The organism is Klebsiella sp. GW_Kp182, from assembly GCF_040062275.1.
GTDB classification, from domain to species: Bacteria; Pseudomonadota; Gammaproteobacteria; order Enterobacterales; family Enterobacteriaceae; genus Klebsiella; species Klebsiella michiganensis.
In genome coordinates, this window is sequence record NZ_JBEAFQ010000005.1 from 22,836 (window position 1) to 36,615 (window position 13,780).

A 13,780-nucleotide genomic window follows, 5' to 3' on the forward strand; every position below is an offset into this window, starting at 1 on the left:
TATCAGGCCTCCCGGCTACGGGCACACATCATCGTTGCTTCGCAAACCACTTTTCCGTCAACGGTTGCAACGCCTTTAAAGCGAGTCAGACCGCGGCGGGTTTTTTCAAAAGTGACTTCCATAATCATCTGATCGCCAGGCACGACCGGACGTTTGAAACGCGCTTCGTCAATCCCGGCAAAATAATACAGCTCGCCCGGTTCCAGTTTTCCAACGCTTTTGAATGCCAGAATGCCGGTGGCCTGAGCCATAGCTTCGAGAATTAATACGCCCGGTAAAATCGGCTTACCAGGGAAATGCCCCTGGAAAAACGGCTCATTTACAGAAACATTTTTAACTGCGCGTAGAAAACGACCTTCTTCAAAATCCAGCACGCGATCGACCAGCAGGAACGGGTATCGGTGAGGCAGAAGTTCCAGAATCTCTTCAATGTGCAGAGTATGAGTGTCAGTAGTCAAAATACTCTTCCTGTCTAAATATCCTAAAAGGCAATAATAACACGGCCTGCGGCAATCTCATGAATGCAACAGGCCGAAAATTTAATGTGGCTGGATGCAGCACTAATCTTGTTGATTAACCTTGCGCTCAATGGCTTTGAGGCGCTTGCTCATATCATCAATATTCAGTACCAGCGCAGCGGTCTTACGCCAGACCTTATTCTGCTGCAGCGGGATACCTGAAGAGTAAACCCCTGGCTCGGTGATAGGACGCATAACCATTCCCATCCCCGTAACGGTGACTTTATCGCAGATTTCCATATGACCGTTGATCACGCTGGCTCCGCCAATCATGCAGTAGCGGCCGATCTTCAGGCTGCCCGCCATGATGACGCCGCCAGCAACCGCGGTGTTGTCGCCAATCACCACGTTGTGCGCAATTTGACACTGGTTATCAATAATCACGCCGTTACCGATGACGGTGTCGTCCAGCGCACCACGGTCGATGGTCGTACAGGCGCCAATCTCCACGCGATCGCCAATAATCACGCGACCCAGCTGCGGGATCTTAACCCAGTTGCCGCGATCGTTCGCGTAGCCGAAGCCATCAGCGCCAATCACCGTGCTGGACTGGATCAGGCAATTCTCGCCGATCTCAATGTCGTGGTAAACGGTGACGTTGGCCCATAAACGCGAGCCGGCACCTATTTTCGTATTTTTCCCAACGAAGCAGCCCGCGCCGATAACCACGTTATCACCGAGGATGACGCCCGATTCAATCACGGCGTTTGGGCCAATCGCCACGTGGGTACCCAGCTTCGCCGTCGCGTCGATGACCGCGCTGGGCGCGATATCCTGGGCCGGCTGCGGCGTGGTATCAAGAATTTGAGCCATGCGCGCGTAGGTCAGGTAGGGATTACGCACTACCAGCGCGGCGCTATGAGCAAAAGGTAAATCATCCTGCGTCATCACGACGGCAGATGCCTGGCAAGCGGCCAGGTGTTCACGGTACTTAGGATTTACCATGAAAGTAATATCGCCCGCTTGTGCGGACTGCATGGACGCAACGCCGGTGATGACGATATCGCCATCACCGTGTAATTCTGCATCCAACTGCTGGGCTAAATCAGCCAGTCGAATTGAAGGCATTACTTATTTAACCTGTTTCAGCACATCAGCGGTGATGTCTTTTACATCGCTGCTGTTGTATGCAACGGCATTAGAGTCAACAACCAGATCGATGCTCTGATCTTTAGCCACGCTCTGCACGGCGCTCTGAATACGAGTCACCAGCTTGCCGCGCTCTTCATTAGAACGACGTGCACGATCCTGTTCGAAAGACTGCGCTTTCTGGGAGAAAGTCTGGCGCTGAGCCATCACGTCTTTTTCCAGTTTGGTACGGTCAGAGCCCGCTTTCATGGACTGCAGACGCTGCATTTTAGACTGCAGGTCGCCTTCCATACGCTGCAGCTCGCTCGCGCGGCCTTTAAACTCGTTTTCCAGCGTGTTAGAAACGCCTGTTTTCTGGGCAACCTGTTGGAAGAGGCTGTTCATGTTAACCATTGCAATTTTATCTGCCGCCTGAGCGGAAGTTACCATTGCTAAACCCAGACCTGCAGCTAATAACCACTTTTTCACAATTAACTCCTTACCATCCCATGAGTACCCAGGGGTACCGTTATTTGCGTGGCCAGGCGACAACCTCAGTTATCGCCAATAGTCAGCGCTATACTGCAACTGCACTTACATTCCATTGTAGCCAATACCATTACCAGGTTTTACCGATGTTAAACTGGAACTGTTCGGCTTTGTCTCCATCGTACTTTTTAAACGGCTGAGCGTAGGAGAATACCAACGGACCTAACGGCGACATCCACTGTACTGCGATACCCGCAGACATACGGATATTGCTTGGATCGCTGTAGTCCGGGTAACCACCATATGCGGCTGAATCCCAGTGAGTATCCCACACGGTACCCATATCCCAGAAGACGGAAGTACGGACCGAGTTCGCATATTTATCGCTAATAAACGGCGTCGGGGTGATCAGCTCAAGGCTGGCAACCGCCATGGCGTTACCGCCCACCGCATCATCAGACTTACACGGTGCGGACTCGCTGCTCTTACATTCGTTATCGTAGCTGCTGTCGTCGTCATGACGGCTGCTGGCCGGGAAATAAACCGCTTTCGGACCGATAGTATTGGACTGGAAGCCACGCACGGTGCTTGAACCACCGGCATAGAAGTTCTCATAGAACGGCATCTCTTTACCGCCCAGACCATCGCCATAACCAAAGCGGGTACGACCCAACATCACCCATTTATGATCGTCATCGATCGGTACATAGGTCGCGGTATCGAGCGTCGCTTTGTAGTATTCGTTATCCGATCCCGGAATCGTCACTTTACCGTTCAGGTTGACGCGTGAGCCTTCGGTCGGGAAGAAGCCACGGTCAAGCTTGTTATACGTCCAGCCATAGTTGAAGGTGAAGTCGTCAGCGCTGAACGAGTTTCTGTCGTTGGTGTTGTCCGGATACTGCCCCATCGAATTCAGATAACGCCACATGGATACCTGAGGCTGCATGTTGGACAGCTTGTTATGCACATAGCCCAGGCCCGCGCGCAGCGTATTGTATTCGTTAACCGGGAAGCCCAGCGTGATGTCTGTACCATAGCTTTTGTTGGTATAGTCAGACAGGTCCGCATCGTTAGCGTCGAAGTCGTTATAGAAAACACGACCGCCGAGGCTGACGCCATCCACGGTAAAGTACGGGTTCGTCACCGACAGTTCAGTATAGGTCTGATAGTCGTTTTTGGTGCCGTTAATCCCAACGGAATAGCCGGTACCTAGCCAGTTATCCTGCTGAACGCCGGCCTGGAAGCTGACGCCGCTTTCCGTACCGTAACCAACGCCGAAGTTAAAGCTACCGGTGTTACGCTCTTTAACCTTATAGACCACGTCAACCTGATCCGGGCTGCCCGGAACGCGCTGCGTATCGGTATCAACCGTTTCAAAGTAGCCTAAACGGTTCAGACGATCTTTACCCTGATCGACCAGGTCGCTGCCCAGCCAGGCGCCTTCCATCTGACGCATTTCGCGACGCAGAACGGCATCTTTCGAGGTATCGTTGCCTTCGAAGCGAATTTTACGCACGTAGTAGCGGTTACCCGCATCGACGTTCACGTGCAGCTTCACGGTCTTATCGCTATCGCTGATTTCCGGCTGGGACTGAACGCGCGGATAGGCATAGCCGTAGCGACCGAGGAGTTTCTTAATGTCATTCTCCATTTTGGTCACTTTGGTGCCGTTATACAGCTCGCCCGGCTCCACTTTGGTCAGCGCTTCGATTTCTGCCGAATGCCCCGCCAGATCACCCGTCACCTGCACGCCAGAAAGCTTGTACTGATCGCCTTCGGTAATGTTGATGGTGATGTAGATACCTTTTTTGTCCGGCGTCAGGCTAACCTGCGTGGAGTCAATGTTGAAACGAGCATAGCCGCGATCCAGATAGTAGCTACGCAGCGTTTCAAGATCTCCCGCCAGCTTCTGTTTCTGATATTTACGATCGCCCACCACGTTCCACCACGGCACTTCATCGCGCAGCTGGAAGGTAGAAATGAGTTCATCGGTGCTGAATGCGTGGTTGCCGACGATATTGATCTGCTGGATTTTCGCCGAGACGCCTTCCTGGAATACCAGCTTCAGGTCGACACGGTTACGCGGCAGCGGCGTCACGACAGCTTTAACGCTGGCGCTGTACTTACCGACGCTGTAGTAGAAATCCTCCAGCCCCTTTTCGATATCAGCCAGCGTGGTGCGATCGAGGGATTCCCCTACGCGCACGCCGGATGCCTCAAGGTTTTGCTTGAGCATGTCATCTTTCACCGACTTGTTACCGGAGAAAGTGATGCTGGCAATCGTTGGACGCTCTTTCACCTGCACCAGCAGGGTATCACCATCGCGCAGTACGCGGACGTCCTCAAAGTTGCCGGTGGCAAACAGAGCACGGATGGTGTTACTGATATCATCATCGGTTACGGTATCGCCAGGACGCACTGGCATACTGAGGAGGGCCGCACCAACAGCGACTCGCTGAAGGCCTTCGAAATGAATGTCCTTCACCACGAACCCGTCAGCACCGTATACGGTTGCGCTGCTAAACAGCAGCGACGCTATGAGCAACTTTTTCATCGCCATCGTTATTATGCGTTCTTCCTAACAAACTCTCTTACAACCGAGAGAAATCATTGAAAAGTGCAAGCCCCATTAACAGCACCAGCAATATTGAGCCAATGCGATAACTAAAGTCTTGAACTCGCTCGGATACCGGCCCGCCTTTCAGCTTTTCAATCGCCAAAAACAGCAGATGTCCCCCGTCGAGAACGGGAAGCGGGAACAGGTTGATTATGCCGAGGTTCACGCTGATCAGCGCAAGGAACATCAGATAGTAAATCAACCCAAATTCCGCTGACATCCCAGCCCCCTGGGCGATAGAAATCGGCCCGCTGAGGTTGTTCAGTTTGACATCACCGGTTATCAATTTGCCCAGCATTCGGACCGTTAACGACATCAGCTGCCAGGTTTTATCCGTGGCTTCAGCGATGGCGGCAAATGGCCCGTACTGACGCACTGTCTTATATTCATCAGGCAGCGGGATGACCTTAGGTACGACCCCTGCAAACCCCTCCGCTTTGCCTTTGGTAGGCTTCGTATCCGGCGTCAAGGTCACCGACAGGGGGCTACCCTGCCGCTCGATGTCCAGAACTAATGCCCTACCCGGATTATCACGCACCAGATTAACAAACGTCATCCACTGCGTTAACGGTTGACCATCGACTTTAACGATCCTGTCGCCTGCTTGCAAACCCGCCTTCTGCGCCGCCGAGTCAGATTGTACTTCAGCCAGGACGGTATCAATCTGCGCGCTGCGAGGCTGAATGCCCAACGAGGCAACCGGATCTTGTTTATCCGGCTCAAACGCCCAGTGCTGCAGATCGAGGATTTTATCCTGACGTTGATTGGTCCCGAAAGGGGCGACCGTAACTATTGTTTGCCGATCGCCTATCTTCGCCACCAGCGCCATACGTACTGCATCCCAATCAGGCGTTTCGATGCCATCTATCGCTTTAAGTTCCGTTCCTTTTGCAATTTGTGCTTGCGCGGCGATCGAGTTGGGCGTTATGTCGCCAACGACCGGACGCACGCCCGGCACGCCGATAATAAACACCAGCCAGTAGGCAAAAATGGCAAAAAGGAAGTTCGCGATTGGCCCCGCGGCAATAACGGCGGCGCGCTGGCCGACGGTTTTGTTGTTAAACGCGGAGTGACGCATCTCTGGCGCCACGGGCTCAACGCGTTCGTCGAGCATTTTGACATAACCGCCCAGCGGAATAAGGGCGATAATAAATTCCGTTCCTTGCTTGTCAAAACGGCGCCACAGCGCTTTGCCAAAGCCGATTGAGAAACGCTCAACGCGGATACCGCAGCGGCGAGCAACCCAGAAATGGCCAAACTCATGGACGGTGATCAACACGCCCAGCGCAATAATAAAAGCAGCCAAATTCCAGAGAACGCTCAGCATAAAACCTTCCGTCAAATCGTCCTGAAAACCAACAAGAGCAGGCAAGCAAACACGGGCACCGCGGCCGTCAGGCTATCGATACGATCGAGAATACCGCCGTGTCCGGGAATCAGATTTCCGCTATCTTTAATGCCAGCTTCGCGTTTAAACATGCTTTCGGTCAGGTCGCCCAGTACCGAAGCCAGGGCCGCGACAATAGAACACACCAGCAGCACCATCGGCGTAACATTCAGATGGGCCCACCAGCCGTATGCCCAGGAGATAACCGCTGCCGTTAACAGACCGCCGAAAAAACCCTGCCAGGTTTTACCCGGAGAAACCTTCGGCGCCAGCTTATGCTTACCGAACATTTTTCCGAACATGTAAGCGCCGGAATCCGCGCCCCAGACCAGAATCATCACGTACAGCAACCACAGCGCACCGCTATAATGGTCATCGGTGTAATGCCAGGCCCGAAGCGCCAGCATGCCCCAAAAAAACGGCACGATGGTCAGGACGCCAAAAATCAGACGGAGCGTTTTTGAATTGCGCCAGAAAGCCGCTGAAGCGGGGTAAGTCAGCACTAAAAGCAGCGCGACGACCCACCAGCCTAATGACGCCCATAGCGCGCCCTCAACCAGCGGTTGATGAACGTCATAATGGTATTCCGGTATCAGGAATAGCATCAGCGCCAGCAGCAGACCGCAAAGCACTGACAGCCAGACTCTCTGGGTAGTTGAAGTGAAACCGCTAAATTGCCCCCACTCCCACGCGGCGAGCATACAGACGACTAGCGTAACGATGGCAAAACCCGCGGGCGGCAGTAAAAAAAGCGCCGCAATAACAACGGGTATTAAGACGAAAGCAGAAATCAGGCGATACTTCAGCAAAAGTGACCCCCATCAGGCATTGTTGCCGCCCGGCTCAGTGCCGCCGAAGCGACGCTCTCGATTAACAAAGGCATGGAGTGCACCTTCAAAGTCCTGTTCAGCGAAATCGGGCCAAAGAACATCCGTAAAGTAAAGTTCGGCATAGGCAATTTGCCAAATCAAAAAATTACTAATGCGATGCTCTCCCCCGGTCCTAATAACTAAATCTACGGGAGCCAGTTCATGCATGCAGACCTGCTGGCTCAGCATCTCTTCTGTGATTTGCTCGGGCTGAAGCACCCCGTCTTGCACCTGTTTGGCCAGATGACGAACGCCCTGGACGATATCCCAGCGGCCGCCGTAGTTCGCCGCAATATTCAGGGTCAAACCGGTGTTGTTCTCAGTCAGCGCCTCCGCTTTGCGAATACGCTCCTGGAGACGCGCATTGAAGCGCGTGGTCTCGCCGATAATACGCAGACGCACATTATGCCGGTGCAGACTTTTCACTTCGCTATCCAGCGCCCAGACAAACAGCTCCATCAGCGCGCTGACTTCCTGCGCCGGGCGATTCCAGTTTTCACTGCTGAACGCGTATAACGTCAACGCTTCAATACCATTATTCGCCGCGAAAGAGACGGCGCGACGAACAGATTTAGCGCCGGCTTTATGGCCAAAGGCGCGGATCTTTCCTTGCCGTTTTGCCCAACGCCCGTTGCCATCCATAATAATGGCCACATGACGACAGCCATGCGCAGGCAACATTTCGCTGACAGTTTGATTAGCAGACAACATAACGCGTTTTAAGTCCATAATAAGGATTAGCTAAGCTACTAAACACGGGCCACCGGTCAGCGCTGGATACGCATTTTTATCCGGTGCCGGAGCTACGGCCAATCGCAGAGAACAACCAAAAGCTTTACGCAAAAAAGCCGTGTCTTGCCACGGCCACCGTAATCTTTCACACCAAAATGCAACGATCGGATGGCGCAGACTATATCACTGAAGCACAGCGCCCACAAATATCACAACGCGTATCAGAATTTGCGCCACGCCGTCAGGAGCTGACCTGCGCTTACCCGGGCCATCGCATCAATAGCCAGCACTTCATCAATACTTTGCGGCTCATTTAACGCCTGTTGATCCAGCACCGCCTGATTTATCGCCGCAATATCGGTAAAGCGAATATCCCCGTTCAGAAACGCCGCGACCGAAACTTCATTTGCCGCATTCAGCGCCGTGGTCGCCGCCTGACCGACATCAAAAGCCTCCATGGCCAGCTTCAGGCAGGGGTAACGGCCGTAATCCGGCTCCGAGAAGCTCAGATTGCTCAACTGACAGAAATCCAGCGGTTTCACGCCAGAATTAAGGCGTTTTGGCCAGCCCATCGTGTGGGCAATCGGCGTACGCATATCCGGCTCGCCGAGCTGCGCCAGGACGCTGCCATCCTGATAACGTACCATCGAGTGAATCACCGATTGCGGATGGATCAGGACTTCCATCTGCTGCGCCGAGGCGTTGAACAGCCAGCGGGCTTCGATATACTCCAGCCCTTTGTTCATCATGGTGGCCGAATCGACAGATATTTTGCGCCCCATCGACCAGTTTGGATGCTTGCATGCCCGATCGGGGGTCATCGCCGCCAGTTCAGAAATCGCCGTTTCCCGGAAGGGACCGCCTGAGCCGGTGAGCAGAATCGACGCCACGCCGTTCTGGGTTAAATCAGCGTATCCCAGATTATGTTGAATTGTTTCCGGCATACTCTGAAAAATCGCATTATGCTCGCTATCAACCGGCAACAATCGTGCGCCGTACTGCTGAACGGCGTCCATAAACAGACGGCCACAGGTCACCAGCGACTCTTTGTTCGCCAGCAGCACCGTTTTACCCGCACGAATGGCGGAGAGCGTCGGCACCAGTCCTGCTGCGCCGACAATCGCCGCCATCACCTGCTCAACCTCGTCCAGCGCCGCCACTTCTGCCGCCGCCTGCTGGCCGCTCATGACTTCCGTTCGGCTGCCCTGCTCGCGCAGTTGCGCACGCAGCAGCTCCGCGCTGTGCGCATCGTCCATTACCGCGTAACGAGGGGAGAATTCCAGACATTGTTCAACCATACGGTCGACATTTTTCCCGGCGACCAGCGCGGTGATAGAAAAGCTATCAGGATTATGGCGCACCACATCCAGCGTGCTGCAGCCGATAGAACCGGTCGAACCAAGAATGGTTAATTGCTTCATGAGGCGTCCAGAATAATGAAGACAGGATAAAAAGCAAAACGCCGCCAGCAAACCCTTATGCATCAATTATCGGTTGACAGAGCGGAGGCGCAAGGCCTTTGACATGGCGCCAAAGGCTACAAGGCCAGCCGTCTAAACGCAATCCCGAAAATTGAGCGTACGGTCTCCTGTACGGCGTTTCAGATTTTACGCAGGCCGATCGTCAGACCTGCGTGTCGGCAGAGAATCAGAACTGCATCAGTTCCGCTTCTTTATCCGCCAGCGCCGCATCAACTTTCTTGATAGCAGCATCAGTCATTTTCTGCACATCTTCCTGAGAGCGGCGATCGTCATCTTCGCTGATCTCTTTCTCTTTCAGCAGCGCTTTGACTTTGTCGTTGGCATCGCGACGAACGTTACGTACGGCAACGCGCGCCTGTTCAGCTTCGCCACGCACGATTTTGGTCAGATCTTTACGACGCTCTTCGGTCAGCGGCGGCAGCGGAACGCGGATATCACTGCCCGCAGAGCTTGGGTTCAGACCGAGGTCGGAAGCCATAATTGCTTTTTCAACGGCCGGGCTCATGGAACGATCGAAGACGTTGATCTTCAGCGTGCGGGAGTCTTCTACCGTTACGCTAGCCAGCTGACGCAGCGGAGTCGGCGTGCCGTAGTATTCCACGATAATGCCATCCAGCAGGCTGGGAGAAGCACGACCCGTGCGTATTTTGCTGATTTGGGTTTTGAACGCTTCAACGCATTTGTCCATGCGTACTTCAGCATCTTTTCTGATATCGCTAATCACGTTACGAATCCTTGAAAACTTGTCTCAGACAGACCAGACGGTCGCCCACTGCAAAAGTGAGCTAAGTATAGTCATGTTTATGCTCAGCGTCTTTCAGGCTGCGGGTCAGCCGCAGCATTCCGTCCACAGAGCATGTTGAAAACCATCGGGTTAAAAACCCGAAAAAGTAAGGCCGAATATTACCCGTATTTGACGCTGACGGGAATTACTCAGTAATTAATGTGCCTTCTTTTTCACCCATCACCACGCGGCGCAGCGCGCCAGGCTTATTCATATTGAATACGCGAATCGGCAGTTTGTGGTCACGCGCCAGGGTAAAGGCCGCAAGATCCATCACTTTCAGCTCTTTATCCAGTACTTCGCTGTAGGTCAGCTGATCGTACATCGTTGCGGAAGGATCTTTGGCCGGGTCAGCGGTAAATACACCGTCGACTTTGGTGGCTTTCAGTACCACATCGGCTTCAATTTCAATGCCGCGCAGGCAGGCAGCGGAATCGGTGGTAAAGAATGGGTTGCCGGTACCCGCGGAAAGAATCACCACGCGGTTGTTACGCAGCAGGCTGATAGCTTCCGCCCAGCTGTAGTTATCGCACACGCCATTCAGCGGAATCGCTGACATCAGGCGAGCGTTCACATAGGCGCGATGAAGCGCATCACGCATTGCAAGGCCGTTCATGACCGTTGCCAGCATGCCCATGTGGTCGCCCACAACGCGGTTCATACCCGCTTTCGCCAGACCAGCACCACGGAAAAGGTTACCGCCACCAATCACTACGCCAACCTGAATACCCAGCTCAACCAGTTCTTTGATTTCCTGAGCCATGCGGTCAAGTATGCTCGCATCAATACCGAAGCCTTCCGAACCTTGCAGAGCTTCGCCACTTAACTTAAGCAGAATACGTTTGTAGACGGGTTTTGCATTGGTAGCCATGTTTCTTTCCTGAGACTGTCAACGAATGAGATGAATTAATTCTGGCGACATTGTACGTCGCTTTTCAGCGTGCCCACTATAGCGGTTGGCTGAATTTACACATTAGGCGCAAAAAGAAGCCGCCCTCAGGCGGCTCCTTTTGAAAATTAAGACTGCTTGGACATCGCAGCAACTTCTGCTGCAAAGTCAGTCTCAACTTTCTCAATGCCTTCGCCCACTTCAAAGCGGATGAAGCCAGTCACGTCAGCGTTGTGCTCTTTCAGCAGCTGAGCAACGGATTTGCTCGGGTCCATAACGAACGGCTGACCGGTCAGAGAAACTTCGCCGGTGAATTTCTTCATGCGGCCTTCAACCATTTTCTCTGCGATTTCTTTCGGCTTGCCAGACTGCATGGCGATGTCCAGCTGAACCTGGTACTCTTTTTCGACCACTTCAGCGGAAACGTCTTCCGGCTTAACGAATTCAGGCTTGCTTGCAGCGATGTGCATAGCCAGCTGTTTAACCAGCTCTTCGCTCGCGCCTTTAGCGGCAACCAGAACACCGATACGCGCGCCGTGCTGGTAAGAGCCCAGAACTTCGCCTTCCAGGGAAGAAACGCGACGGATGTTGATGTTCTCACCGATTTTAGCAACCAGCGCAACGCGTTCTTCTTCGAACTGTGCTTTCAGAACTTCAACGTCGGTGATTTTGCCTGCAACAGCTGCATCCAGAACTTTGTTTGCAAATGCCTGGAAGCCACCATCTTTAGCCACGAAGTCAGTCTGGCAGTTAACTTCCAGAATGATGCCGTAGGTGCCATCGATTTTAGTGATGATCACGCCGTCAGCGGCAACGTTGCCCGCTTTTTTCGCTGCTTTAATAGCACCGGATTTACGCATGTTTTCGATTGCCAGCTCGATGTCGCCGTTCGCTTCAGTCAGCGCTTTTTTGCAATCCATCATGCCTGCGCCAGTACGCTCGCGCAGCTCTTTTACCAGGGATGCGGTAATTTCAGCCATTCTTTATTCCTCGGGAGATGTGATCGGCCCGGTTCCAGGAACCAGACAGATTTGAAAGTGAAAAAGGGGCCGCTAAGAGGCCCCTATTTATACACGGTACTAAATAAGGGTATGCCTTATTATTCAGCTTCTACGAAGCTTTCTTCCGCCTGAGAAGCCAGATCCTGAGAACGGCCTTCACGAACGGTAGCAGCAACAGCGCTCAGGTACAGGCTAACTGCACGGATTGCGTCGTCGTTACCCGGGATAACGAAGTCAACGCCGTCCGGATCGGAGTTAGTATCAACGATAGCAAATACCGGAATACCCAGGTTGTTTGCTTCTTTGATTGCGATGTGCTCGTGGTCAGCGTCGATAACGAACAGCGCGTCCGGCAGGCCGCCCATGTCTTTGATACCGCCCAGGCTGTTTTCCAGCTTGTCCAGCTCACGAGTGCGCATCAGCGCTTCTTTCTTGGTCAGCTTGTCGAAAGTACCGTCCTGGGACTGAGTTTCCAGGTCTTTCAGACGTTTGATAGACTGACGAACGGTTTTCCAGTTAGTCAGCATACCGCCCAGCCAGCGATGGTTCACGAAGAACTGGTCGCAGCTGTTAGCAGCGTCTTTTACCGCTTCGCTTGCAGCGCGCTTAGTACCAACGAAAAGGATTTTGCCTTTGCGAGAAGAGATCTTGTTCAGTTCAGCCAGAGCTTCGTTGAACATCGGTACAGTTTTCTCAAGGTTGATGATGTGAACTTTGTTACGCGCGCCGAAGATGAAAGGCTTCATTTTCGGGTTCCAGTAACGGGTCTGGTGACCAAAGTGAACACCAGCCTTGAGCATGTCGCGCATGGAAACAGTTGCCATGTTTAAAACCTCTATAGATAAAAGTTGGGGTTATGCCTCCACGTATCCCATATTACCGACCCCAAAGGGCACCCCGGAATATGTGCCGATACGTGTGTGTTGTTACACAAAGTGAGATTTGTCGCTTCAGTCCATCTTGTGTATCTGAGAATGGAACAGAAGTCCGGCGCGCTTTATACCACAAAACAGGAGCAGACACCAACTGTTGTTGACGTCGCGTGCTGCTAATGATTCTCAATTTGGCAGCAGGACGCCCGGACTGTTAACATTGTTCAGACATAATCTATTATTGTCGAAAAAATCGACACTGCTGGACACAATCCATGGCTATTTCTATCAAGACATCTGAAGACATCGAAAAAATGCGCGTTGCCGGCCGCCTGGCCGCTGAAGTGCTGGAAATGATCGAACCCTACGTAAAACCGGGCGTCAGCACCGGCGAACTGGATCGCATCTGCAACGATTATATCGTTAACGAACAAAAAGCCGTATCCGCCTGCCTGGGCTACCACGGCTTCCCGAAATCCGTCTGCATCTCTATTAATGAAGTGGTGTGCCACGGGATCCCGGACGACGGCAAGCTGCTGAAAGATGGCGATATCGTCAACATTGACGTCACCGTCATTAAAGATGATTTCCACGGTGACACCTCGAAGATGTTTATCGTCGGTAAACCGACCATTCTGGGCGAGCGCCTGTGCCGCATTACCCAGGAAAGCCTCTATCTGGCCCTGAAAATGGTCAAACCGGGCGTTAATCTGCGCGCTATCGGCGCGGCTATCCAGAAATACGTAGAAGCGGAAGGTTTCTCCGTCGTGCGCGAGTACTGCGGCCACGGTATCGGCCGCGGTTTCCATGAAGAACCGCAGGTGCTGCATTACGACTCTCCGGAAACCAACGTGGTGCTCAAACCCGGCATGACCTTTACCATTGAACCGATGGTCAACGCGGGTAAAAAAGAGATCCGCAGTATGAAAGACGGCTGGACGGTAAAAACCAAAGACCGGAGCTTGTCTGCGCAGTATGAGCATACTATTGTGGTGACAGACAGCGGCTGCGAAATACTGACGTTACGCAAGGATGACACCATCCCGGCGATAATCTCGCACAACGAATGATGA

The 13,780-nt window shown here is 53.0% G+C and carries 13 protein-coding genes; 1 reads left to right on the forward strand and 12 read right to left on the reverse strand.

The features are described 5' to 3' along the window. Positions 1 to 2: 2 nt before the first annotated feature. From fabZ to rpsB, 12 genes are all read right to left on the reverse strand, one after another. The gene (gene fabZ, locus ABLU88_RS06790) at positions 3 to 458 is read right to left on the reverse strand and encodes a 3-hydroxyacyl-ACP dehydratase FabZ (protein WP_004098761.1); all 456 of its coding nucleotides are present in this window, start codon (positions 456 to 458) and stop codon (positions 3 to 5) included. Positions 459 to 560: 102 nt separating this feature from the next. Then, entirely contained in the window at positions 561 to 1,586 is a 1,026-nt protein-coding gene (gene lpxD / locus ABLU88_RS06795; RefSeq protein WP_348836244.1) for a UDP-3-O-(3-hydroxymyristoyl)glucosamine N-acyltransferase, read from the reverse strand. A gap of 3 nt (positions 1,587 to 1,589) precedes the next feature. Continuing rightward, on the reverse strand, positions 1,590 to 2,075 hold the full coding sequence (gene skp / locus ABLU88_RS06800; protein WP_004098757.1) for a molecular chaperone Skp: 486 nt from the start codon (positions 2,073 to 2,075) through the stop codon (positions 1,590 to 1,592). Between the two features lie 130 nt (positions 2,076 to 2,205). Continuing rightward, entirely contained in the window at positions 2,206 to 4,635 is a 2,430-nt protein-coding gene (gene bamA / locus ABLU88_RS06805; protein WP_014228002.1) for an outer membrane protein assembly factor BamA, read from the reverse strand. 31 nt (positions 4,636 to 4,666) lie between these two features. Further along, the gene (rseP, locus tag ABLU88_RS06810) at positions 4,667 to 6,019 is read right to left on the reverse strand and encodes a sigma E protease regulator RseP (RefSeq protein WP_348836245.1); all 1,353 of its coding nucleotides are present in this window, start codon (positions 6,017 to 6,019) and stop codon (positions 4,667 to 4,669) included. A gap of 11 nt (positions 6,020 to 6,030) precedes the next feature. Next, positions 6,031 to 6,888 carry a phosphatidate cytidylyltransferase gene (cdsA, locus tag ABLU88_RS06815; RefSeq protein ID WP_348836246.1) on the reverse strand — a complete coding sequence of 286 codons (858 nt, stop codon included), beginning with the start codon at positions 6,886 to 6,888 and terminating at the stop codon, positions 6,031 to 6,033. Between the two features lie 12 nt (positions 6,889 to 6,900). After that, the gene (gene ispU, locus ABLU88_RS06820) at positions 6,901 to 7,659 is read right to left on the reverse strand and encodes a (2E,6E)-farnesyl-diphosphate-specific ditrans,polycis-undecaprenyl-diphosphate synthase (RefSeq protein ID WP_004098751.1); all 759 of its coding nucleotides are present in this window, start codon (positions 7,657 to 7,659) and stop codon (positions 6,901 to 6,903) included. A gap of 242 nt (positions 7,660 to 7,901) precedes the next feature. Further along, entirely contained in the window at positions 7,902 to 9,101 is a 1,200-nt protein-coding gene (gene ispC / locus ABLU88_RS06825; RefSeq protein ID WP_348836247.1) for a 1-deoxy-D-xylulose-5-phosphate reductoisomerase, read from the reverse strand. Between the two features lie 226 nt (positions 9,102 to 9,327). Continuing rightward, positions 9,328 to 9,885 carry a ribosome recycling factor gene (gene frr / locus ABLU88_RS06830; protein ID WP_004098748.1) on the reverse strand — a complete coding sequence of 186 codons (558 nt, stop codon included), beginning with the start codon at positions 9,883 to 9,885 and terminating at the stop codon, positions 9,328 to 9,330. A 205-nt stretch (positions 9,886 to 10,090) separates the two neighbouring features. Continuing rightward, positions 10,091 to 10,816 carry a UMP kinase gene (gene pyrH, locus ABLU88_RS06835; protein WP_004098747.1) on the reverse strand — a complete coding sequence of 242 codons (726 nt, stop codon included), beginning with the start codon at positions 10,814 to 10,816 and terminating at the stop codon, positions 10,091 to 10,093. A 146-nt stretch (positions 10,817 to 10,962) separates the two neighbouring features. Next, positions 10,963 to 11,814: a translation elongation factor Ts gene (gene tsf / locus ABLU88_RS06840; protein WP_004098746.1), complete on the reverse strand. Its 852-nt coding sequence runs from the start codon at positions 11,812 to 11,814 to the stop codon at positions 10,963 to 10,965. Between the two features lie 119 nt (positions 11,815 to 11,933). Further along, positions 11,934 to 12,659 (reverse strand): 30S ribosomal protein S2, encoded by a 726-nt coding sequence (gene rpsB / locus ABLU88_RS06845; RefSeq protein ID WP_003856207.1) that lies wholly within the window; start codon positions 12,657 to 12,659, stop codon positions 11,934 to 11,936. Between the two features lie 323 nt (positions 12,660 to 12,982). Between rpsB and map the strand changes: the two genes are divergently transcribed. Next, entirely contained in the window at positions 12,983 to 13,777 is a 795-nt protein-coding gene (map, locus tag ABLU88_RS06850) for a type I methionyl aminopeptidase (protein ID WP_004098745.1), read from the forward strand. Positions 13,778 to 13,780 lie beyond the last annotated feature (3 nt).

Coding starts and splice junctions, on each gene's coding strand:
- lpxD (WP_348836244.1), bottom strand. CDS start 1,586: ATGCCTTCAATTCGACTGGCTGATTTAGCCCAGCAGTTGGATGCAGAA.
- bamA (WP_014228002.1), bottom strand. CDS start 4,635: ATGGCGATGAAAAAGTTGCTCATAGCGTCGCTGCTGTTTAGCAGCGCA.
- rseP (WP_348836245.1), bottom strand. CDS start 6,019: ATGCTGAGCGTTCTCTGGAATTTGGCTGCTTTTATTATTGCGCTGGGC.
- ispU (WP_004098751.1), bottom strand. CDS start 7,659: ATGTTGTCTGCTAATCAAACTGTCAGCGAAATGTTGCCTGCGCATGGC.
- ispC (WP_348836247.1), bottom strand. CDS start 9,101: ATGAAGCAATTAACCATTCTTGGTTCGACCGGTTCTATCGGCTGCAGC.
- pyrH (WP_004098747.1), bottom strand. CDS start 10,816: ATGGCTACCAATGCAAAACCCGTCTACAAACGTATTCTGCTTAAGTTA.
- tsf (WP_004098746.1), bottom strand. CDS start 11,814: ATGGCTGAAATTACCGCATCCCTGGTAAAAGAGCTGCGCGAGCGTACT.
- rpsB (WP_003856207.1), bottom strand. CDS start 12,659: ATGGCAACTGTTTCCATGCGCGACATGCTCAAGGCTGGTGTTCACTTT.
- map (WP_004098745.1), top strand. CDS start 12,983: ATGGCTATTTCTATCAAGACATCTGAAGACATCGAAAAAATGCGCGTT.